This is a genomic window from Streptococcus hillyeri, from assembly GCF_003686955.1.
GTDB classification, from domain to species: Bacteria; Bacillota; Bacilli; order Lactobacillales; family Streptococcaceae; genus Streptococcus; species Streptococcus hillyeri.
This window is the reverse complement of the sequence record NZ_RCVM01000003.1, coordinates 122,749-144,847: the sequence shown is the minus strand read 5'-3', so window position 1 is coordinate 144,847 and position 22,099 is coordinate 122,749. Positions and strand designations below refer to the sequence as shown.

Sequence of the window (22,099 nt, the reverse complement as noted above, 5' to 3'; positions counted from 1 at the left end):
GATATTTGAGGGAAATAGTGATAATACTCATCCAAAATCAAAATTAGCATTTTAGAACCACTAATATCATTGATAGACCACCGAACGAAGTGAGGTTAACATGTTTCTTTCGTTATAGTGGTATTCTTATCAAGAGTAAACTCTTGATAAGAACGGATTTTTTGAGACCTAGGCTCAAAAAATAGCAATGAAACTCCGTAGGAGGTTTTGACGCTGAATTCTTCAGCTTCATTTCCCACCTCCAAAGGTCTCCCAGACCTTTGGAGCGTCCGCACTTTTTAGAAAGAAACAAAAAGTAATTTTTGATTTTTGTTAAGTATAAATATCCTTCTACCTATCATCATCTCATGCACAGCAAAAACACCCTAAGGCAAGTAACATTGCTTCGGGGTGCTTTTGTTTTTATTATTCTGACAATGAAAAAATTGTCATAGATTTCTCAAATTCTCTTGCTAGATTTTCTTTAAGGTATTGCTTAAAATCCTCGCGTTTTTTGACAAGATTGTAACGTTTAGAGAGGTTCCAAGTGCCGGTAGGATTGAGGTGAGCATGTTTATTGACAAACTCAATAGTCAAGTCCCATTCACGAATGTAGCCAAGGGGTCTAGAATGGTATCTAATATCATCAATAACTTGTGTGCCATAAGAGCGGTGAGCATGACCGAAGACAACATCAGTGACAGGAAATGTTGTAAAAATATCATGAAACCGTTGGCTACCTAAAAAGGCATTAAAAGGTTTAAATGTTTCATGGGTCATGGTGAATAAGCTGTGCGGTACGAAATGCATGGCTAGAATGATGGGTTTGGTTTGCTGAGAGAGAATAGCTTCTAACCGTTGATAGATTTGTTCACTCATCTCCTTATCAGACAAGGGGCGTTTTAAGCGTCTATCAAACCAAAAAATATTCTTGAAAGATAGATTTTCTGACTCGGTTTTATCAGAAGAGAAGGAGTAATCATACCATCCGTGAAAAGTAGTGAAAACCTTGTCACCCAAGTCATAACTTTGGAAATCAGTTGCTTCAATTTCTGCCTCTGTTAAATCCAGCATGTCATGATTTCCGAGATTGTAAGTTACCTTAAAATGCTCTGCCATTTTTTCAAGAAAAGGAAGGGAAATCGTATGGTGATGGTTTGAAATATCACCTGCAAGATGTAACCAAGAGATATTTTGAGTTTTCAGTGTCTGAATGAGTGTGTCAACTTCAAAGTCGCCGAATTGATTGAGATCAATGTGCAAGTCACTCATAATTGCAAGTTTTGTCATGTCTCAATTGTAGCATAAAAAAGATTGGAGAGCACATCCCCAATCTTACGGTCTAATAATAGAGTAATTCTTTTGGTGTCTTCGTAAATACTTCAAAGCCTGATTTAGTGACATGGCCACAGTCTTCAATGCGCACGCCAACTTTACCAGGAATGTAGATACCTGGTTCCACTGAGAAGCACATGCCTTCTTGAATAATCATGTCATTGCCAGCCATAATTGATGGAAACTCATGGACATCCATCCCAATTCCGTGGCCGAGACGGTGGTTAAAATATTCTCCGTAACCAGCTTTTTCAATAACAGAACGTGCAGCTGCATCAACTTCGCTAGCTGTAACACCTGGTTTGATAAAGTCTTGGGCAGTAAGCTGCGCTTCTAAACAAAGATTATAGATATCTTGTTTAAATTGATCAGGTTTACCAACAGCAACAGTACGCGTCATATCGCTCATATAACCATTCGCTGCGATGCCAAGGTCAAATAATAGCAGAGCATCGTTTTCGAGTTTGTTATTGGCGGGAATGCCGTGCGGATTAGCCGCATTGTCCCCGGTCAATACCATAGTTTCAAAACTCATGCCGTAACCAAGACGTTTCATGCCAAATTCGATTTCAGCGATAATGTCTGTCTCCGTTTTATCAAGCGAAATGGCTTCAAAACCAAGTTGAACAGCTTTGTCAGCTAAATCACCTGCGAAGAACATTTTTTCAATTTCATCGGCAGATTTAATGAGGCGCATCTGTTGGACAAGAGGCGTCAAGTCGCTAAACTCACCAGAAAAAACAGATTGAAGCCCCTTGAATTTTGTGACGTTTAGGCTATCAAATTCCACAGCAACTTTTGGAAAATCAGTTTTAGGAAGGACAGCTTTGATTTTTTCCCATGGATTTTCTGAGTCTTGATAGCCTACAACTGGAAAGTCCACAGTTTGCTCAGCTCTTGTCACATCTAAGGCTGGTAAAAAGAGAAGTGGGCTTTTATCAGCAAATAAGAAAAGGTACATATGGCGCTCATGTGGATCAGCAAAATAGCCAGTCAAATAATTGATGGTCACAGGATCAGAAAGTACAGCGGCATAAAGGTCGTGAGTTTCTAAGCGCTTAATGAGGTCTGTTATTTTAGACATAATATTCTCCTTTGATTCTATAGTAACTTATCTCTATTCTATGCCAAATTGCTAAAAAATCAAGTCTTTTCTGAAAAAGAGGGGAAATGTTAAGCACAAAAAGTGTTTTTTTAAACATTTTTTCAAAAAAATTCGTCTTATTGCTTGAAAGTGTTTACAAAAGGTGCTAAAATAAAATGAAAACGATATTTTCATATAGAAAGGACATTCATATGAGTACAGATGATACAATTACGATTTATGACGTTGCCCGTGAAGCCGGTGTTTCCATGGCTACAGTCAGTCGTGTTGTTAATGGAAATAAAAACGTTAAAGAAAATACGCGCCAAAAAGTTTTAGAAGTGATTGCCCGTTTGGACTATCGTCCTAATGCGGTTGCTCGTGGTTTGGCTAGCAAGAAAACGACGACAGTTGGTGTTGTTTTACCTAACCTTGCTAATTCTTACTTCTCGATTTTGGCAAAAGGGATTGATGATATTGCTGCGATGTACAAGTACAATATTGTCCTTGCCTCAAGTGACGAAGATGATGAAAAAGAAGTAGCTGTTGTTAACACGCTTTTCGCTAAGCAAGTTGACGGTATTATCTTTATGGGAAATCATCTTACAGATAAGATTAGAGCTGAATTTTCACGCTCACGAACACCAGTTGTATTGGCTGGAACTGTTGACTTGGAGCACCAATTGCCTAGCGTTAATATTGATCACAGTGCGGCGATCACAGACGGTGTCAATGTGTTGGCAAAACGTCATAAACAAATCGCATTCATCTCAGGACCACTTATTGACGACATCAATGGCAAAGTGCGTCTTTCTGGTTATAAAGAAGGTCTTTCTAGCAATGGACTAACTTTTGATGAAGGTCTAGTTTTTGAAGCAAATTATAGATACAAAGAAGGCTTCGCTTTAGCACAACGTGTTCTTAACGCAGGTGCTACCGCAGCTGTTGTTGCTGAAGACGAATTGGCTGCCGGTCTTTTAAATGGTCTCTTTGAAGCAGGTAAATCAGTGCCAGAGGATTTTGAAATCATCACAAGTAACGATTCGCCGATTGTGCAATACACACGCCCTAACATGACCTCTATTAGCCAACCGATCTATGATTTGGGAGCAGTAGCCATGCGCATGTTAACAAAAATCATGAACAAAGAAGAATTGAATCAAAAAGAAATCCTTTTAAAACATGGTCTTAAAGAACGTGGCACAACAAAAGGTCTTTAAACTGAAAAAGATAATATGAAGCAGGAGAGAACCTATACGACAAGGTTCTTTTCTTATTGCTAAATAGCGTGGTAAGCCTAGGGTGGCGTTTTACTTTTAATTTAAAAAAAGCTATAATAACAAGTATGAGCGAAAAGTCATTACGTGTTAATATGTTGAGTTCTAGTGAAAAAGTTGCAGGGCAAGGGGTCTCTGGTGCTTATCGCGAGTTGCTGCGTTTGCTTAAACGAGAGGCGCAAAAAGAGCTTATCATTACAGAAAATCAGTTTGTTCAGGCTGATATTACCCATTATCATACGATTGATCCCTTATTTTACCTGTCTACGTTTTTCAAAAAAAGAGTCGGGCGTAGGGTAGGGTATGTTCATTTTCTTCCTGAAACTTTGGAGGGAAGCCTCAAAATGCCTCGTCTTTTCCAGAAGGTTTTGGGGAAATACGTGACCTCATTTTATAACCGTATGGATCACCTTGTCGTCGTTAATCCGACTTTTATTGATGATTTGGTTGCCTTTGGCATTGCGCGTGACAAAATTAGCTACATTCCTAATTTTGTGAATAAGGAAAAGTGGTATCCGTCTACGGTTGAAAAAAGGCAGAGCACGAGACGTGAATTTGGAATCAAGGACGATGATTTTGTTGTCTTGGGAGCGGGTCAAGTCCAAAAGCGTAAGGGAATTGATGATTTTGTAACCCTAGCTGAGCAATTGCCTCACATTACCTTTATCTGGGCAGGTGGTTTTTCATTTGGTGGTATTACAGATGGCTACGATCAGTATAAGAAAATCATGGAAAATCCCCCAACAAATGTGATTTTCACAGGTATTGTTGAAGCGGATAAGATGCGTGACTTGTATGCGGCGACAGATGTGTTTTTATTACCAAGCTATAATGAACTATTTCCAATGACTATCTTAGAAGCAGCAAGTTGTGGAGCGCCTATCGTGTTGCGTGATTTAGAACTTTACAAAGTGATTCTTGAGGGCTCTTACGCAGCGGCCAAAGATGTTTCTAGCATGAAAAACATTATCGATGACTTGTCACGTAATAGCACCGCTTTGTCCCGATTAAAAGAAAAATCTGGACAGATTTCAGTGAATTACTCTGAGGAGAAACTTTTGCAGGTATGGATTGACTTTTATCAAAATCAGGCAAAAGTGAAGTAGAAATAGGAGAAGTAAATGCGGATAGGATTATTTACAGATACATATTTTCCACAGGTCTCAGGTGTCGCTACGAGCATTAGGACGCTAAAAGAGGAGTTGGAAAAATCTGGTCATGAGGTCTACATTTTTACGACCACAGATAAAAATGTCAAGCGCTATGAGGATCCAACGATTATTCGCCTTCCTAGTGTGCCTTTTATTTCCTTTACCGATCGTCGGATTGCCTACCGCGGGGTTATGTCTTCTCTCAAAATCGCTAAGAGTTATAAATTGGATATTATTCATACGCAAACGGAGTTTAGTTTGGGGCTTTTGGGAAAAATGATTGGCAGAGCCTTGAAAATCCCTGTGGTGCATACCTATCATACGCAGTATGAGGACTACGTTGGCTACATTGCCAAGGGAAAACTCATTCGTCCGAGCATGGTCAAATACATTGTCAGAGGTTACCTCAGTGACCTTGATGGTGTGATTTGTCCAAGTCGCATTGTCCTTGAACTTTTAGATGATTATGACGTTAAAATTCCGAAGCGGATTATCCCAACAGGCATTAATTTAGACCGTTTTGTTCGTGATGATATCTGTGAAGCTGATTGTCAAGTGCTCAGAGAAACATTAGGCATTTCTCCAACGGAAACCATGTTGCTAAGTGTGTCACGTGTTTCTTCTGAGAAAAATATCCAAGCGGTCCTTCGTAGTCTTCCAGAAGTTTTGTCGGAAAATAGTGATGTCAAATTAGTGGTCGCAGGTGATGGTCCTTATTTAGAGACTTTGAAAACACAGGCTAAAGCATTAGGGATTACCGATCATGTGATCTTTACAGGAATGATCAGCCCAGATGAGGTAGCCCTCTATTACAAAGCCTGTGACTTCTTTATTTCAGCTTCTACTAGTGAGACTCAAGGACTAACGTATTTGGAAAGTTTAGCTAGTGGACGTCCGATTATTGCTCATGGCAATCCTTATTTGGATGATTTGATTGATCATAAGGCTTTTGGTACCTTATATTATCACCCGTCAGACCTAGGTTCAGCCATTCTAGACGCTATCATTGATACACCAAAACTGACGAAAAAACAGTTGGAAGAAAAACGCTCTGCTATTTCTGCAGAACACTTTGGAAAGATGATCTATCAATTTTACTTGGATGTCATCATTTCAAAAAGCACCCAAACTGCCAGAAAACGAGAGAAATTATCGCTGACAGTTGATAAAAATGGTGGGGAAACTAAGTTGCTTATAGAGTCAGAACAACGTTCTTTTCCAGAACGTCTTACTAAGAATACGGCTCAAGTTGTCAAAGCTCCGTTAAAATTAGTCAGAGGTATTCGAAACTTTTTAGATTAAAAGGCTTTCAAAACAACTTTAGGGTTGAAATTTCATTGAAAGTTGCTATAATACTTGGTAGAGACTTATCACTTGTAGGAAATCTTTGAGAGAGCTTGCGGGAGCTGGAAAGCAGGCAGAGGATACAAGTTGACACTACTCGGTATGATTTTATGCAAACATAAAAGGGTGGTTCCCTTATCGCCAAACATGAGGTCTATGATAAGCTTTTTTGTCATAGATAAATGAAGGTGGAACCACGTTGCGACGTCCTTTTACAGGATGTCGCTTTTGTTTTTGAAAGGAGAGGAAAATGGATCAGACGATTATTCAACGCTGTCAAGCGATTCGAAAGGCTTATCATGAGCTTGAAATCAAGCATCATGGTAAAGCATGGTCAATTGAAGAAGATTTATTAGCACTGTCCAATGACATTGGGAATCTGAACCGCTTGGTGATGACCAGAAAAGGACGTTATTATGATGAGACGCCTTATCATTTGGAGCAAAAATTAGCTGAAAACATTTGGTGGTTGATTGAGCTAGCAGGGCGCTTGGAAGTTGATATTGCTCAAGAAGTTGAGTCCTTTTTAACCGCCAAAGAAAAACAACTTAGTATTAAAAAATAATAAAAGAAAGGAATAGGGTAGCCGTATTTGGTGTAACTGAATACGGGCTAGGGACGGCTGCAAAAAGATAAACATGCCCTAGATGCAAGCATCGTCAGTCAGTTTTCTATTTTGCTATTGTTCCATTAACGCCCTTTATATCTTAACTATGATTAACATTACTTTCCCAGATGGTGCAGTTCGCGAATTTGAATCTGGTATCACTACTTTTGAAGTTGCCCAATCTATCAGCAACTCTCTAGCTAAAAAAGCTTTGGCTGGTAAATTCAATGGCAAATTGATTGACACAACGCGTGCCATCACAGAAGACGGTAGTCTTGAAATTGTGACACCTGACCACGAAGATGCTCTTGATATTCTTCGTCACTCAGCAGCTCACTTATTTGCGCAAGCTGCTCGCCGTCTCTTCCCAGACATTAAATTGGGTGTTGGTCCAGCCATTCAAGATGGTTTTTACTACGACACTGACAATGCTGCTGGTCAAATTTCAAACGAAGACCTTCCTCGCATTCAAGAGGAAATGGCTAAAATTGTCAAAGAAAACTTCCCATCTGAACGTCGTGAAGTGACTAAAGCAGAAGCTTTGGAAATCTTTGCTAACGACCCTTATAAATTGGAATTGATTCAAGAACACTCAGAAGATGAAGGTGGTTTGACCATCTATACGCAAGGTGAGTATGTTGACCTTTGCCGTGGCCCACACGTCCCATCAACTGGCCGTATCCAAGTCTTTGAATTGCTCAATGTTGCAGGTGCTTACTGGCGTGGAAATTCAGATAACAACATGATGCAACGTGTTTATGGTACTGCTTGGTTTGACAAAAAAGACCTTAAAAAATACCTTCAAATGCGTGAAGAGGCGAAAGAACGTGACCACCGTAAACTTGGTAAAGAACTTGATCTTTTCATGATTTCTCAAGAAGTTGGTCAAGGGTTGCCATTCTGGTTGCCAAACGGTGCGACTATCCGCCGTACCTTGGAACGTTACATCACTGATAAAGAATTAGCGTCAGGTTACCAACACGTTTACACGCCACCAGTAGCATCTGTTGAACTTTACAAGACTTCAGGTCACTGGGAGCACTATCAAGAAGATATGTTCCCAACTATGGACATGGGTGATGGGGAAGAGTTTGTTCTTCGTCCAATGAACTGTCCGCACCACATCCAAGTCTATAAAAACAATGTCCGTTCATACCGTGAATTGCCAGTTCGTATTGCTGAGCTTGGTATGATGCACCGCTATGAAAAATCAGGTGCCTTAACAGGATTGCAGCGTGTGCGTGAGATGACCTTGAATGATGGACACATTTTCGTGACACCAGAGCAAATCCAAGAAGAGTTCCAACGCGCGCTTCAGTTGATTATTGACGTTTACGAAGACTTCAACTTGACGGATTACCGTTTCCGCTTGTCATACCGTGACCCAGAGGACAAAGAGAAATACTATGACAATGACGAGATGTGGGAAAATGCGCAGGCTATGCTGAAAGCTGCCCTCGATGACATGGGTGCTGAATACTTTGAAGCAGAAGGCGAAGCAGCCTTCTACGGACCTAAATTGGACATTCAAGTGAAAACAGCGCTTGGAAACGAAGAGACCCTTTCAACTATCCAATTGGACTTCTTGCTTCCAGAGCGTTTTGATTTGAAATACATCGGTGCAGATGGTGAAGAACACCGTCCAGTTATGATTCACCGTGGGGTTATCTCAACGATGGAGCGCTTCACAGCTATCTTGATTGAGACTTACAAAGGAGCTTTCCCAACTTGGTTGGCACCTAACCAAGTAACGGTCATCCCAATCTCAAACGAAGCTCACATTGACTACGCTTGGGAAGTTGCCAAAGAGCTTCGCAACCACGGTATTCGTGCGGATGTTGATGAGCGCAACGAGAAAATGCAATACAAGATCCGCCAAAGTCAAACAAGCAAGATTCCTTACCAATTGATTGTTGGTGACAAGGAAATGGCAGACCGTGCGGTCAACGTGCGTCGCTATGGTAAGAAAGAAACTCACACTGAGTCCCTCAACGAATTCGTCCAAACAATCCTTGCAGACATCGCGCGTAAATCACGCCCAGACGCAGAGTAATAAGATAGAGGTTGGGCAAGACATCCATGATGGCTCCGCCCTCACCCACAGAATAATGAAAACGAACATAAAGCCCTTACTAGGTGTATAATCTTAGTGAGGGCTTTGTGGTTGACGAGTTAATGATGTTATTCATCGAGGGCAAAACTGATCCACTCTACTGACGAGCACCCCAAAATATGCGATAGGCATGAGTATAAAAATACGACTAAAATTTGGTAGACAAGCTCTCTAATTTTTAGAAGGAGGGAATTATCATGGATGTTCTCTATCAATCTTGTGCAGGTATTGATGTCCATCAAGCCAATATTGTCGTCTGTATCCTACATGGACCACTCACCTCAACTCGTCCAAAGCGTGAGATGGCTACATTTGATACAACGACTAAAGGCCTACGTGATTGCCACGATTTTCTCAGCCAATTTCATGTGGAAGCTGTGGGCATGGAAAGCACAGGTGTCTATTGGCGACCTGTATGGCATGCTCTCTGTGATGACTTCGAGTTGATACTCGCTCAACCAGCTCATATGAAGGCCATCCCAGGTCAGAAAACCGACAAGAAGGATGCTCACTGGATTGCCAAATTAACACGGATTGGTCTGCTTCCTCGGAGTTTCGTTCCCGATGAAACCATTCAAGAATTGAGGGAGTTGACCAGACAACGAAAACATTATGTGGAAAGTCGTAATCGAGAAACCAATCGTATCCATAAAATTCTTCAGTCAGGTGGTATTAAGCTAACAACCTATATTGAAGATATTATGGGGCTATCTGGTCGCAATCTCCTTCAGCTACTGGTTGATGGGACGCCTATTACACCTCGCATTGTCCATCAATTCGTTTATACTAGCTTGAAGAAGAAAGTGCCGCAGCTTCTGGAAGCCTTGGACGGTTATTTCTCTGACCATCATCGCTTTATGTTAAAGCAGTCCTTAGAGATTTATGATTTTTACCAGAAACAGATTGAGTTGTTAGAAGAGCGAATTAATATCTATCTATCACAATATGAAAACTATGTAGAAATATTGGATTCCATCCCAGGCATTGATGTCATTACAGCTTCTGTTATCATTTCTGAGGTTGGAGTTGACATGAGTCAGTTTCCCACTGCTGGACATTTAGCTTCTTGGGCAGGACTTTGTCCAGGTAATAATGAGAGTGCTGGTAAGAAGCGAAGTAGCAAGATTCGACATGGAAATTCTTATTTGAAGAAATGTTTATGCCAGGCCGCTTTTGCGGTTAGGAAGCAAAAAGGAAGTCCTCTAGCTGAACGATTTTATCAGATTCAAAGTCGGCGTGGTTCACAAAAAGCAACAATAGCCCTTGCACATCAATTATTAAAAATAGTTTATATCCTCTTAAAAGAGCAGATAACGTATCCTGAATTTTTAGCACAGAAAAAGGACTACTAGGGACGAGCTAGTAGCCTAACATAAAAAATTTTTTCGCTTTGATTATATCATAGGGAGGGAGTTTTTGCATTCTTTTGAGTTTTCGTATAAAAACTCAAATTTCCGCCTTGCTGTTGAAAATTGAACAAGATAAAATGGCTTAGAATCAACGTTTTTGACGACGTTACTCTAAGCCATTTGCTATTTTTTTAGACTTTTTGCCCAGCCTCTTGGTATAATTGAAAACGGTTAAAAATCAAGAGAAATTGATTATGATATGTTAGAATTAATGTATAAGGTCTTTAAAGGAGGTCATTTATGAAAAAACGTGTGCTATTGATTGTCAATCCAAGTTCAGGCGGGGAGAAAGCTAGGTCCTACGAGGATTTGGCTAGAGAAAAATTAGAAACTATTTTTGATGAAGTCATCGTCAAACACACTGAAAAATCAGGTGATGCCACTGCATTTGCTAGAGGAGCAGCGGAAGAAAATTATCACAGTGTCTTTGTTATGGGGGGTGATGGTACGGTTAATGAAGGCATTAATGGTTTGGCTGAGTTGGAGAACCGTCCGAATTTTGGCTTTTTCCCACTTGGTACAGTTAATGATTTGGCGCGTGCATTGGGAATGCCTCTTGATCCAGAAAAAGCTATTAACCAGTTAGATATCGCGAAGACTAAGCCGCTAGATATTGGAAAAATTAACGATCATTATTTCATGAATGTTGTTGCTATTGGAACACTCCCTGAAGCAATCAATAATGTTGAGTCAGAAGAAAAGACCAAGTGGGGTAAACTGGCTTACTTTATTTCTGGGCTTAAGGAAGTGATGACAACGCATTTTTATGATTTTCAATTAATGATTGATGGTGAGGAGTTAGCCATTAAAAGTAGTACACTAGTCATTGGTTTAACCAATTCTATCGGTGGTTTTGAAAATATGCTACCTCATGCAAAAGTTGATGATGGGATGTTACATCTTATTTATCTTAAGGATAGCTCACTAGTAGATACTCTAAAGGCGGTGCCAGAGTTGGTGACAGGTGTCTCAGACGCTAGTCAAAATGTAGGATACCTGACGTTTAAGGAAGCTAAAATAACATTAGCAGACAGTAAAGCTGAACTCAGTACAAACGTTGATGGAGACGAGGGAGCTTCTTTGCCGATCAGCGTCAAAGTTCTGCCATCTCATGTGACAGTGTATGCTTAGACAATCAAGATGTTGAATGACACATAGAGAAAAACATTAAAGTATCAAAACTCTCCGATGCTCTCAGTCTGTTTTATCGGAATGTCATGAGCTTATACTATTAAAAGTTTGATTGTTCTAATATCAATTTTATAAAGTGTGATACAAAAAGCCTTTCAACTTTGTGAAGGCTTTTTATCTTGTTTAGTTTCCCTTCTTATTTCCCAAGGCAGAATTGGCTAAAGAGTTGGGTAATGAGTTCATCAGGCGCAGCATCACCTGTGATTTCACCTAAAATCTCCCAGGTTCGTGTCATATCGACTTGTAGAAGGTCAACTGGCATTCCCAGTGCTAATCCTTCATTAACTGCATTTAGGCTTTCAACAGCCTTTTCAATAAGGCTGATATGGCGAGCATTTGAAAGATAAGTTGCATCTTTTTCAACGAGTCCAGCATTGTCAAAGAACAGTTGATTGATTTTGTCTTCAATAGCATCGATGTTTTGATTTTCAAGCACAGAGATACGTATCACATCTGCTGGCAATTCATCGGCTTCGATTTGTTCAGGGAGGTCCGTTTTATTTAGTAAAATAATACGATTGCTGTTTTTTGAAATATCAAGCAGAGCTCTATCTTGGTGGGTCAAAGGTTCTGCTGAATTGAGGACAAGAAGCACCAAATCAGCTTCCTGCAGGGCTTTTTTAGAACGTTCGACACCAATCTTTTCAACCACATCATCCGTTTCACGAATACCAGCAGTATCAATGAGTTTGAGAGGGACACCTTTGATATTGACGTATTCTTCGATGACATCACGTGTAGTTCCTGCAATATCAGTGACGATAGCCTTTTCTTCGCGAAGTAAATTGTTTAAAAGACTTGATTTTCCAACGTTAGGACGTCCGATGATAGCAGTAGAAAGCCCTTCACGAAGAATTTTTCCACGTTTGGCTGTGCGAAGAAGTCCTTCTAAAAGTTCTTGAAATTCAGTTGTTTTTTCTCGCATGAGAGCCGTCGTCATTTCCTCGACATCATCATATTCTGGGTAATCAATATTGACCTCCACTTGTGCCAGTGTGTTGAGAATTTCTTGGCGGGTATTGTTGATGAGGTTTTTGAGAGAGCCGTCTAATTGAGAGAGCGCGTTTGACATGGCTTTATCTGTTTTTGCGCGGATAAGGTCCATAACAGCTTCAGACTGAGTGAGGTCAATGCGTCCATTTAAAAAGGCACGTTTGGTAAACTCACCTGGCTCTGCCATTCTTGCCCCAGAACGAATCAATAACTGTAAGATTTCATTGGTTACAGCAACACCACCATGAGTGTTGATTTCAATGACATCCTCACGCGTAAAGGTTTTAGGAGCTCTCATAACAGAAACCATAACCTCATCGATCGCTCTGCCATTTTCCACAATATGACCGTAATTGATAGTATGTGACGGAACGGTGTCTAAATCTTTACCTTGAAAGACCTTTTTAGCGATGGCGATAGCCTCCGTTCCTGACAGGCGAACGATCCCAATAGCCCCCTCACCAAGAGGAGTCGAAATAGCAGTGATTGTGTCAAATTCCTTAGTAATACTCATGTGATATCCTTTGTGTTTAGTTCTTTCTATTTTAAAAAAAAGCAGAGCAGAAAGCAAGATTTTCGTTACCTTACTTCTAAAAACTAAAAATGTCAGATTGTTGTGAATAAAAAAAGAAAGCGCAGACAAGTCACAGTAAGTATGGTATAATAAAGTGTTAGAACCTCACTAAACATTGTGTTGTACGATGCAATACGATTGGTTTGTGATGATGTTACATGTTCAATAATCATGAGAGGAGATTATTTTTGGAAGCCTTAAAAAAAATTGCAGGTGTCACAGCTGCCAAGTACGTAAAAGATGGAATGACGGTAGGTCTTGGAACAGGCTCAACAGCTTATTTCTTTGTTGAAGAAATTGGTCGTAGGGTTAAGGAAGAAGGACTTAAGGTGGTTGGTGTGACAACTTCAAGTCAGACAACCGCACAGGCAGAAGGACTAGGAATTCCTTTGAAGGCCGTTGATGATATTGATATGATTGATATTACTGTGGATGGTGCTGATGAGGTGGATAAAGACTTCAATGGCATTAAAGGTGGCGGTGGTGCTCTTTTGATGGAAAAAATTGTTGCAACACCAACTAAAGAGTATATTTGGGTAGTAGACGAGTCTAAGTTGGTCGATCAGCTTGGAGCTTTTAAATTACCAGTTGAAGTGGTGCAATATGGTGCCGAGCGTCTCTTCCGTGAATTTGACAAAGCTGGCTACAAGCCATCGTTCCGTGAAAAAGATGGTAGTCGTTTTGTTACTGACATGAAAAATTTCATCATTGACCTTGATTTAGGCGTTATTGAAAACCCAGTTGCTTTTGGGCACCAATTAAAAAATATGGTCGGTGTTGTGGAACATGGTCTTTTTAATGGTATGGTCAACAAAGTAATCGTCGCCGGGAAAGATGGTGTGAAGGTTCTTGAGTCTGGTAAATAATATCAAAGCGAACTAGCAAGTAGCTTTGATATTTCTAAAAAGTACATTTACCGCTCAGTTTAACATTTGGTCATTGACTGCCAAATGTGTTAATGTTTGTTAATAAGTTTTTCTATAGTTTGCCGTAAGATAAGCTATACAGGTTTTTGGGTGCCAACCGTAACCACCCCTAGATAGGAGAAACATATGTCAACTTTTGATCGCATTCACTTAGTCGTTTTAGACTCAGTCGGAATTGGTGCTGCACCAGATGCTAACAACTTTGTTAATGCTGGTGTACCTGATGGAGCTTCAGACACTCTTGGTCATATTTCAAAGACTGTCGGTCTTGATGTACCAAATATGGCTAAAATTGGTCTTGGAAATATTCCTCGTCCACAAGCTCTAAAAACCGTTCCTGCTGAAGAAAATCCTACAGGATATGTGACAAAACTCGAAGAAGTCTCACTCGGTAAAGATACCATGACTGGTCACTGGGAAATCATGGGACTTAACATCACGGAACCATTTGATACTTTCTGGGACGGTTTCCCTGAAGAAATTCTTACTAAGATTGAAGAATTTTCAGGTCGTAAAGTCATTCGTGAAGCCAACAAACCTTATTCAGGTACAGCAGTCATTGACGATTTTGGGCCACGTCAAATGGAAACAGGTGAATTGATTATCTATACCTCTGCTGACCCAGTGCTTCAAATTGCTGCGCATGAAGATATTATTCCACTTGATGAATTGTATCGTATCTGTGAATATGCTCGTTCCATCACTTTGGAGCGTCCAGCTCTTCTTGGTCGCATTATTGCCCGTCCTTACGTTGGTGAACCTGGTAATTTTACACGTACCGCAAACCGTCGTGACCTTGCCGTATCCCCATTTGAACCAACTGTTTTGAATAAGTTGGATGAAGCGGGTATTGATGTCTATTCTGTTGGTAAAATCAGTGACATCTTCAACGGTTCAGGAATTAACCACGACATGGGACACAACAAATCAAACAGCCATGGAATTGATACTCTAATTAAAACCATCGGTTTGACAGAATTTGAAAAAGGTTTTTCATTTACAAACTTGGTTGACTTTGATGCTTTATATGGTCATCGTCGCGATGCGGCTGGTTACCGTGACTGCTTGCATGAATTTGACAACCGTCTTCCAGAAATCATTGAAGCAATGCGTGATAATGATCTTCTCTTGATTACAGCTGACCATGGTAATGACCCAACTTATGTCGGAACAGACCATACACGTGAATATATTCCATTGTTAGCTTACAGCCCAGCTTTCAAAGGAAATGGTGTGATTCCACAAGGTCACTTTGCAGACATCTCTGCAACGATTGCTGAAAACTTTGGAGTGGATACCGCTATGATCGGTGAAAGTTTCTTATCAGAATTAAAATAAGGTATTGAAAATGGAAGAAGTCATCATTTATCATAATCCCAATTGCGGAACATCTCGTAATGTTTTAGCAATGTTGAAACATGCCGGTATTAACCCAACCATTATTGAATATTTAAAAACACCTCCTAGCCGAGAACAGTTGGTAGCATTACTAGCCGAAATGAAAATGTCTGCTAGGGACCTACTCAGAAAAAATGTTCCTGAATTTGAGAAACACGGTTTAGCTGATGAAAAGCTTTCGGAAGAAGACATTTTAGACGCCATGGTGGAGGATGCCATTTTAATCAATCGTCCTATTGTTGTGACGGAACGTGGTACAAAGTTATGTCGGCCATCAGAAACAGTTTTGGACTTACTACCTGATGACTTTCCCTTCCCATTTGTCAAAGAAGATGGTGAAGTTCTTGCTTCACGTTAACAATTTTTAGTAGAGGAAAAAATAATGAGTTTAATTGCAAAAATTTATGAAACGCGCGACTTTTTACAGTCTAAAGGTATTGAGACACCTGAATTTGGTCTTATTTTGGGATCAGGCTTGGGAGAATTGGCAGAAGAAGTAGAGAATGCTGTTGTCATTGACTACTCAGATATCCCAAACTGGGGTCAATCGACCGTTGTTGGTCACGCGGGTAAATTAGTTTATGGAGACTTGGCTGGTCGTAAGGTTTTAGCGCTCCAAGGGCGTTTCCATTTCTATGAAGGCAATCCAATGGAAGTTGTGACCTTCCCAGTGCGTGTGATGAAAGCACTTGGTTGCCACAGTGTAGTTGTGACAAACGCAGCCGGTGGTATTGGATTTGGCCCAGGTACCCTCATGCTGATCAATGACCATATCAATATGATTGGAACAAACCCATTGATTGGTGAAAACCTTGAAGAATTCGGACCACGTTTCCCAGACATGTCGAAGGCTTACACGCCAGAATACCGTCAGGTTGCTTACGAAGTTGCGGACAAACTTGGCATTAAACTAAGTGAAGGGGTTTACCTTGGCTGCTCAGGTCCGACTTATGAAACACCAGCCGAAATCCGTGCCTTCAAGACACTAGGAGCTGATGCAGTTGGTATGTCTACAGTTCCAGAAGTAATTGTAGCTGCTCACTCTGGCCTTAAAGTGCTTGGTATTTCATGTATTACCAACCATGCAGCTGGTTTCCAAGAAGAACTTAACCACGAAGAAGTTGTTGAAGTAACAACTCGTATCAAAGAAGATTTCAAAGGCTTGGTCAAAGCAATTTTGGCAGAGTTGTAGGAGTTTGAGATGCTAAATAAACCATGGTTTAAAGTGATTGTAGGTTTTTTCGTCTGGTTTTTACTGATGTTCTTTTGGTCGGTTGCTCTTGGTGTTATGGGACTAGACGGTGATTGGGTTTGGATGCCTCTCATTCCGTTCGTTCTATCTATTTTGAGTTATTTACTGATGTCATTTACGACTCAATACAATAAGGTCATTCATCTTAAACAAGAAATTGCCTCATCATTTTATGCAATTGAGATTAAAGAGAACCATGTTAAAAAGTTGATTTCTCAGCTCCAAGAGGTTACTGATAAAATTGTTGACCATGAATTAAAGATGTCTATCAAAAAAACGGTCTCAGAGTTAGTTGAAAATGAAAAAACATCTGAGAATATGACTTCTGATGAGGGGAATGCATACCATGATCAGAAGAAAAAGAAATTTGACAATCATTCTGGTTCAAGTAATAAACATGACAACTACTCACAAATGTCTGATAAGGTAACAAAATTAGTTGAACGCATTGAGCGAGACACTAATGGTTCTGCTGACCAAAGTTTGCGAGATTTGATGGCAGAAATAAAAGAAGCGGAAGCTCTTGTGACTAATCAACGTCTTTACCATAATCAAACAGTTTCTGATTATAATAAAGCCATTTATGCTTTGCCATTTGCCTTTTTGCGTGTAACATTGGGACATGATGAGCAACTGTATATTTGATAATCAAGATTAATAATACGATTTTTAGTTAAAGCCATTTTAGGAACTGTTAGGCGATTGTTGATGATAAATCTTGATTTAAAACGTAGCATTATGAGGGTTCTTTAACAGGTGACAGAGGATTGCTCATGCTTCTGATTGCGATTTTCATGTTTCTTTCAAAAAATTCAGTAATCAGAGGTTTTGGACTGGTTTTACTCGTCATAGGAATCATTTTAGTGATTTATTCTGATTAGCTTGTGAACGGAATATAGAATGGTTTGCACTGAATGAGCAATTTCACTCTCGCCTTCGCACAGCTCCAAAGAGTTGGGAGATCTTTGGAGGGCTAAAAATAGGAATTACTAGTCATAGAGTTGTTCTATTGGTTATTTTTCTTACAACGATTATTGGTGTGTGCCACCTCTAGATTTTTGATTTGCTGTCCTAAGAGGAGTAGGAAAACAAATCAGGGAAACAAAAACGAAACATCTATTAGATGATTAATGAAAAAGTGAAAAATAAAGGAGATTATTAAAATGTCAATTCATATTTCAGCAAAACCAGGTGAAATCGCTGATAAAATTTTATTACCTGGAGATCCGTTACGTGCTAAGTTTATCGCAGAGAACTTCCTTGAAGACGCTGTTTGCTTTAATGAAGTTCGTAATATGTTTGGCTATACCGGGACTTATAAAGGTCATCGTGTTTCAGTCATGGGAACTGGTATGGGGATGCCATCAATTTCGATTTATGCGCGTGAGATCATCGTGGATTATGGAGTGAAAAAACTCATTCGTGTCGGCACTGCGGGTTCAATTGACCCAGATGTTCATGTTCGTGAACTGGTTTTGGCACAAGCGGCAGCAACTAACTCAAACATCATCCGCAATGATTTCCCAGAGTATGATTTCCCACAAATTGCAGACTTCAAATTGCTTGATACGGCTTACCACATTGCCAAAGATCTTGGTATGACAACACACGTTGGTTCTGTCTTGTCTTCAGATGTTTTCTACTCAAACATGCCAGAGCGTAACATGAAATTGGGTACTCTTGGTGTCAAAGCTATTGAAATGGAAGCGGCAGCCCTTTATTACCTTGCTGCTCAACATAAGGTGCAAGCCTTGGGTATCATGACAATCTCAGATAGCCTTGTTAATCCAGAAGAGGATACAACAGCTGAAGAGCGTCAAAATACTTTCACTGATATGATGAAGGTTGGTCTTGAGACCTTGATTGCCAATGACTAAAGACACCCTAACGGTTCTTTTAGACCTTTACGCCTACCATCAGGCTTGGAAAATAGCAGAGCAGTCCAAACTGTTATCTAGTGAGGCACATTTTCTCTTAGAGATGCTCAAAGAGCGTCGAGAGCTCAACGTAGACTATCTTTTTGAGCATGAAAAGGACCTACGCCAACTAGAAGAACGCTATCAGCTCCGCCTTTTATCAAACGCCTATGAAGAAGAACTTCTTGCCAATTATATGATGGATTTAGAAGCCAAGGTTAAAAATGCTGACATTATTGACTTTGTCCGTGCAGTGAGTCCGATTTTGTATCGTTTATTTTTACGATTGGCTCAGCAAAAGGTACCAGATTTAAAACAATTTATCCATGATACCAAATCGGATCAGTACGATAGTTGGAAATTTGGTGAGATGGTGAACTCTACTAATCCTTTCGTCCAAGCTTTTGTCTCGGAGCGCCGTGATAGCAAAGTGACTTCAAAAAGTCTAGCCGATTTGATTGAGGTGACCGATTTTTCGAAAGCGATTAAAGATACGGTTGCACAGCTTCGTCAGTTAGAAAAGGCAGTGCGAAATCCTCTTGCCCATCTGATTAAACCATTTGATGAAGAAGAGCTCCATCGCACCACAAAATTTTCATCGCAGATTTTTTTGGAGAAAATTATTTTTCTAGCACAAGAAGCTGGTGTGATTTATGATACAAAAGACTTTTATTACGATAAGGTAAATCAGCTCATAAAAGCACAACTTTTGTGATAACATAAAAAAATCGAGTGGAATTGTTATCCGCTCGATTTTTTTGGTTATTCGTCAAATTTAACTTCTTCTAAGAGGTAGTCAATGAATTTTTCCCCCATTTTTGATAAATTAGCTTTCTCATGTTGGATATAGACGAGTTCGATTTCATCATCGACATCCAGTGGGATTGAGGCAATATTGTCACCGTTAAGGTTGCTGTTTAAAATACCTGTCGCAATGGTATAGCCATCCAAACCGATGAGAAGATTGAACAAGGTGGCACGGTCGGAAACGACGATGGATTTTTTATGAGGAACCTGTGCTAAAATTTCCTCTGCAAAGTAGAAAGAGTTATGAATCCCTTGGTCATAGGAGAAGTAAGGGTACTCTTCTAAATCCTCTAGACTAACAATATCCTTTTGTGCTAGAGGATGGGTTTTAGAGACAAAGATATGGGGAAGAGCTGTGAAGAGTGGAGTATAGGTGAGACGATTATCATCAAGCATTTTAGTCAAAACATCACGATTGTAGTTGTTGAGGAAAAGTACCCCAATCTCAGAACGGAAGTTTTTTACGTCATCAATGATTTCCCAGGTCCTTGTTTCTCGCAAAAAGAGTTCGTAACGACTCATATCAGTCCCTTTTAGCAGCGAGACAAAGGCATTGACTACGAAAGCGTAGTGCTGCGAGGAAACTGAGAACAATTCACGATTAGCAGTCGGATTTTTATAGCGTTCTTCTAAAAGTGAGGTTTGTTCCACAACCTGACGAGCATAAGAGAGAAATTCCACCCCATCTTTAGTTAGTGTAATCCCTTTGGGATTACGGATAAAAATATCAATGCCCATCTCACGTTCAAGGTCACGAACAGCATTGGAGAGACTGGGCTGCGTGATATAGAGTTGCTTGGCAGCTTCATTCATAGAACCAGTTTCAACGATTTTGATAATGTAGTGTAATTGTTGAATACGCATTTAGTTTAACCTCATGCTGTTAATTTTTTCTTCGGTTGGTGTGACGCGCAAGGTTTTTTGTCCTGTATAAGTTACAAAACCAGGTTTTCCACCAGTAGGTTTATTGAGCTTTTTAGCTTCAATCATATCCACTTGGACAAGGTTGGAGAGTCTTGCTTTAGAATAGTAGGCTGCAAGCTCAGCAGCGTCTGTTTTTACCTCATCAGAAGGATCCAGATTATCTTTGATAATGACATGTGAACCAGGGATGTCTTTAGCATGGAACCAAAGTTCACCTTTTTTAGCCATTTTGAAAGTCAATTCTTCATTTTGAAGATTATTACGACCGACCATAATAATGGTTTTACCGTCAGATGCGAGATATTGCTCAGGCTTTTTACGTTTGTGACGTTTATCAGTGGCACGGCGTTTCATAAAGCCAGCTTGAACAAGCTCTTCACGAATATCTTCAATCTCATCCATATTAGCCTGAGAGAGATTGTAATCAACAGACTCAAAATATTCAATGGTCTGCTTGGTTTCTTCAATAAGACCAGTCAAGTGCTTAACAGCCTCTTTGAGTTTTTGGTATTTTTTAAAATAGCGCTGGGCATTTTGGTTCGGTGTGAGAGCGACATCAAGAGCAATCGTGATTTTCTCACCAGTATAGTAGTTATCAAGCTCAACAGAGGATTTATTATTTGGCACTAAGCTGAGATAGGTGGTCAAAAGTTCACCTTTTTGGCGGAATTCTTCAGCATTTTCAGTCGCCAAAAGCTCGGCTTCTTGCTTGCCTAATTTTTTACGATTCTTTTCCAGCTCATTTTGTACACGGTGGAGCAAATCACTAGCCTGCTGAGCAATGCGGTCCCGCTCTGCTTTTTCCCCATAGAAAAAGTCCATGAGTTCTGACAGTGTGTTGAAGCCTTGAATGCTATCGGAAAATGGAAGAGCAGCGAAGCTTTTTTCTGTCAGATGAGGCTGTGTTTTTTGGGTAAAGAAAGCTCGGAAATGTTTGAGTTTGTCAGTTCCAAGCTGTGCAGACAATTGACTAGCAGTATCGCGACCCAGTCCCTGAAAAAGTTTTTGAAGGTTCTTAGGAGATAAGTCCTCTGTTTGCAAGATTTCAAAAAGCTTGGTGTCTGAGATATTAAAGGGATTTACCGCGTTAGTCTGTGGCGGAGCAATATAGGTTGAACCTGGTAAAATGGTGCGGTAAGAGTTTTGAGAAAAGCCAACATGCTTGATGGATTCAATAATTTTACTCTCATTTTTGTCAATCAGAATAATATTAGAATGTTTTCCCATAATTTCGACAACAAGAGTCACCTTGATAGCGTCCCCAATTTCATTTTTATTAGAAACTGAGATTTCTAGAATACGATCGTTTTCAATCTGCTGAATATCTTCGATGACAGCACCTTGAAGGTACTTGCGCATAATCATGGTATAAGTATTAGGAGTTTGCGGATTCTGAAACTCAGCACTTGTGGTTTGAATACGTCCAAAAACAGGGTGGGCAGATAATAAGAGTTTGTAATTTTGACGATTATTACGAACGGTAAGAACTAATTCACGTTCAAAGGGTTGATTCACTTTTTGAATGCGTCCAAAAAGGAGATCATCTTGAAGTTCCTTTGTCAGGTGATGTAATAAAAAGCCATCGAATGACATAATCGCTTCCTCTCTAGTATTGATGATATCTTTGAATAATGGTTAATGTCCAATCTCAACTATTATAGCATAAAACTTGTAGGAAGATTGTGTGTGACGTTACATAGGTTGGTCCAAATAAGAAATTAATTTTAGTTGAAGTAAAAACATTTTGCACATTATTTCTTCTTGGTAAGGTTAGGTCTCCTCGCAACTCACTATAAAAATATAATGGTTCAAAATCAAA

Annotated in this window: 18 protein-coding genes and 1 pseudogene; 14 read left to right on the top strand and 5 right to left on the bottom strand. The window is 39.9% G+C overall.

Translation table 11 applies throughout. The annotated features are described in order from the left end of the window. Positions 1-405 precede the first annotated feature (405 nt). Both EAF07_RS03240 and EAF07_RS03235 read right to left on the bottom strand, forming a co-directional pair. On the bottom strand, positions 406-1,269 hold the full coding sequence (locus tag EAF07_RS03240) for a metallophosphoesterase (RefSeq protein ID WP_121834850.1): 864 nt from the start codon (positions 1,267-1,269) through the stop codon (positions 406-408). A 52-nt stretch (positions 1,270-1,321) separates the two neighbouring features. Next, entirely contained in the window at positions 1,322-2,398 is a 1,077-nt protein-coding gene (locus tag EAF07_RS03235; protein WP_121834849.1) for a M24 family metallopeptidase, read from the bottom strand. A 212-nt stretch (positions 2,399-2,610) separates the two neighbouring features. On the opposite strand from EAF07_RS03235, the gene ccpA reads away from it, so the two are divergent. From ccpA to EAF07_RS03200, 7 genes and pseudogenes are all read left to right on the top strand, one after another. Then, entirely contained in the window at positions 2,611-3,618 is a 1,008-nt protein-coding gene (ccpA, locus tag EAF07_RS03230; RefSeq protein ID WP_121834848.1) for a catabolite control protein A, read from the top strand. 125 nt (positions 3,619-3,743) lie between these two features. Beyond that, complete coding sequence (locus EAF07_RS03225) at positions 3,744-4,781, top strand: glycosyltransferase family 4 protein (RefSeq protein ID WP_121834847.1); 1,038 nt, start codon at positions 3,744-3,746, stop codon at positions 4,779-4,781. A gap of 15 nt (positions 4,782-4,796) precedes the next feature. Next, positions 4,797-6,128, top strand: a complete 1,332-nt coding sequence (locus tag EAF07_RS03220; RefSeq protein ID WP_121834846.1) for a glycosyltransferase family 4 protein — start codon at positions 4,797-4,799, stop codon at positions 6,126-6,128. Between the two features lie 292 nt (positions 6,129-6,420). Continuing rightward, positions 6,421-6,735 (top strand): nucleoside triphosphate pyrophosphohydrolase family protein, encoded by a 315-nt coding sequence (locus EAF07_RS03215; RefSeq protein ID WP_121834845.1) that lies wholly within the window; start codon positions 6,421-6,423, stop codon positions 6,733-6,735. Between the two features lie 148 nt (positions 6,736-6,883). After that, a complete protein-coding gene (gene thrS / locus EAF07_RS03210; RefSeq protein ID WP_121834869.1) occupies positions 6,884-8,830 on the top strand; it encodes a threonine--tRNA ligase in 1,947 nt (648 codons plus the stop codon). Positions 8,831-9,087: 257 nt separating this feature from the next. Continuing rightward, positions 9,088-10,253, top strand: a pseudogene (locus EAF07_RS03205) (IS110 family RNA-guided transposase). 286 nt (positions 10,254-10,539) lie between these two features. Continuing rightward, a complete protein-coding gene (locus tag EAF07_RS03200) occupies positions 10,540-11,430 on the top strand; it encodes a diacylglycerol/lipid kinase family protein (protein ID WP_121834843.1) in 891 nt (296 codons plus the stop codon). A gap of 196 nt (positions 11,431-11,626) precedes the next feature. Here the strand turns inward: EAF07_RS03200 and mnmE are convergent, their stop codons facing one another. Beyond that, complete coding sequence (gene mnmE, locus EAF07_RS03195; protein WP_121834842.1) at positions 11,627-12,997, bottom strand: tRNA uridine-5-carboxymethylaminomethyl(34) synthesis GTPase MnmE; 1,371 nt, start codon at positions 12,995-12,997, stop codon at positions 11,627-11,629. Positions 12,998-13,245: 248 nt separating this feature from the next. Between mnmE and rpiA the strand changes: the two genes are divergently transcribed. The 7 genes from rpiA to EAF07_RS03160 all read left to right on the top strand — a co-directional run bounded on the left by rpiA (position 13,246) and on the right by EAF07_RS03160 (position 19,264). Continuing rightward, positions 13,246-13,923 (top strand): ribose-5-phosphate isomerase RpiA, encoded by a 678-nt coding sequence (gene rpiA, locus EAF07_RS03190; RefSeq protein ID WP_121834841.1) that lies wholly within the window; start codon positions 13,246-13,248, stop codon positions 13,921-13,923. Positions 13,924-14,109: 186 nt separating this feature from the next. Further along, positions 14,110-15,321, top strand: coding sequence for a phosphopentomutase (locus EAF07_RS03185; RefSeq protein WP_121834840.1), 1,212 nt, complete (start codon positions 14,110-14,112; stop codon positions 15,319-15,321). 10 nt (positions 15,322-15,331) lie between these two features. Further along, complete coding sequence (arsC, locus tag EAF07_RS03180) at positions 15,332-15,739, top strand: arsenate reductase (glutaredoxin) (RefSeq protein ID WP_121834839.1); 408 nt, start codon at positions 15,332-15,334, stop codon at positions 15,737-15,739. A gap of 24 nt (positions 15,740-15,763) precedes the next feature. Next, the gene (locus EAF07_RS03175) at positions 15,764-16,573 is read left to right on the top strand and encodes a purine-nucleoside phosphorylase (protein WP_121834838.1); all 810 of its coding nucleotides are present in this window, start codon (positions 15,764-15,766) and stop codon (positions 16,571-16,573) included. A gap of 9 nt (positions 16,574-16,582) precedes the next feature. Then, positions 16,583-17,278 (top strand): LemA family protein, encoded by a 696-nt coding sequence (locus EAF07_RS03170; protein WP_121834837.1) that lies wholly within the window; start codon positions 16,583-16,585, stop codon positions 17,276-17,278. 518 nt (positions 17,279-17,796) lie between these two features. After that, complete coding sequence (deoD, locus tag EAF07_RS03165; RefSeq protein WP_121834836.1) at positions 17,797-18,510, top strand: purine-nucleoside phosphorylase; 714 nt, start codon at positions 17,797-17,799, stop codon at positions 18,508-18,510. After that, complete coding sequence (locus EAF07_RS03160) at positions 18,503-19,264, top strand: LytR family transcriptional regulator (RefSeq protein ID WP_121834835.1); 762 nt, start codon at positions 18,503-18,505, stop codon at positions 19,262-19,264. The genes deoD and EAF07_RS03160 overlap by 8 nt, the downstream gene beginning before the upstream one ends. Before the next feature lie 47 nt (positions 19,265-19,311). Here the strand turns inward: EAF07_RS03160 and EAF07_RS03155 are convergent, their stop codons facing one another. Together EAF07_RS03155 and EAF07_RS03150 are read right to left on the bottom strand one after the other, a co-directional pair. Then, a complete protein-coding gene (locus tag EAF07_RS03155; RefSeq protein ID WP_121834834.1) occupies positions 19,312-20,220 on the bottom strand; it encodes a LysR family transcriptional regulator in 909 nt (302 codons plus the stop codon). After that, the gene (locus tag EAF07_RS03150) at positions 20,221-21,873 is read right to left on the bottom strand and encodes an Rqc2 family fibronectin-binding protein (protein ID WP_121834833.1); all 1,653 of its coding nucleotides are present in this window, start codon (positions 21,871-21,873) and stop codon (positions 20,221-20,223) included. Positions 21,874-22,099 lie beyond the last annotated feature (226 nt).

Coding starts and splice junctions, on each gene's coding strand:
- EAF07_RS03240 (WP_121834850.1), bottom strand. CDS start 1,269: ATGACAAAACTTGCAATTATGAGTGACTTGCACATTGATCTCAATCAA.
- EAF07_RS03235 (WP_121834849.1), bottom strand. CDS start 2,398: ATGTCTAAAATAACAGACCTCATTAAGCGCTTAGAAACTCACGACCTT.
- ccpA (WP_121834848.1), top strand. CDS start 2,611: ATGAGTACAGATGATACAATTACGATTTATGACGTTGCCCGTGAAGCC.
- EAF07_RS03225 (WP_121834847.1), top strand. CDS start 3,744: ATGAGCGAAAAGTCATTACGTGTTAATATGTTGAGTTCTAGTGAAAAA.
- EAF07_RS03220 (WP_121834846.1), top strand. CDS start 4,797: ATGCGGATAGGATTATTTACAGATACATATTTTCCACAGGTCTCAGGT.
- EAF07_RS03215 (WP_121834845.1), top strand. CDS start 6,421: ATGGATCAGACGATTATTCAACGCTGTCAAGCGATTCGAAAGGCTTAT.
- thrS (WP_121834869.1), top strand. CDS start 6,884: ATGATTAACATTACTTTCCCAGATGGTGCAGTTCGCGAATTTGAATCT.
- EAF07_RS03200 (WP_121834843.1), top strand. CDS start 10,540: ATGAAAAAACGTGTGCTATTGATTGTCAATCCAAGTTCAGGCGGGGAG.
- mnmE (WP_121834842.1), bottom strand. CDS start 12,997: ATGAGTATTACTAAGGAATTTGACACAATCACTGCTATTTCGACTCCT.
- EAF07_RS03185 (WP_121834840.1), top strand. CDS start 14,110: ATGTCAACTTTTGATCGCATTCACTTAGTCGTTTTAGACTCAGTCGGA.
- arsC (WP_121834839.1), top strand. CDS start 15,332: ATGGAAGAAGTCATCATTTATCATAATCCCAATTGCGGAACATCTCGT.
- EAF07_RS03175 (WP_121834838.1), top strand. CDS start 15,764: ATGAGTTTAATTGCAAAAATTTATGAAACGCGCGACTTTTTACAGTCT.
- EAF07_RS03170 (WP_121834837.1), top strand. CDS start 16,583: ATGCTAAATAAACCATGGTTTAAAGTGATTGTAGGTTTTTTCGTCTGG.
- deoD (WP_121834836.1), top strand. CDS start 17,797: ATGTCAATTCATATTTCAGCAAAACCAGGTGAAATCGCTGATAAAATT.
- EAF07_RS03160 (WP_121834835.1), top strand. CDS start 18,503: ATGACTAAAGACACCCTAACGGTTCTTTTAGACCTTTACGCCTACCAT.
- EAF07_RS03155 (WP_121834834.1), bottom strand. CDS start 20,220: ATGCGTATTCAACAATTACACTACATTATCAAAATCGTTGAAACTGGT.
- EAF07_RS03150 (WP_121834833.1), bottom strand. CDS start 21,873: ATGTCATTCGATGGCTTTTTATTACATCACCTGACAAAGGAACTTCAA.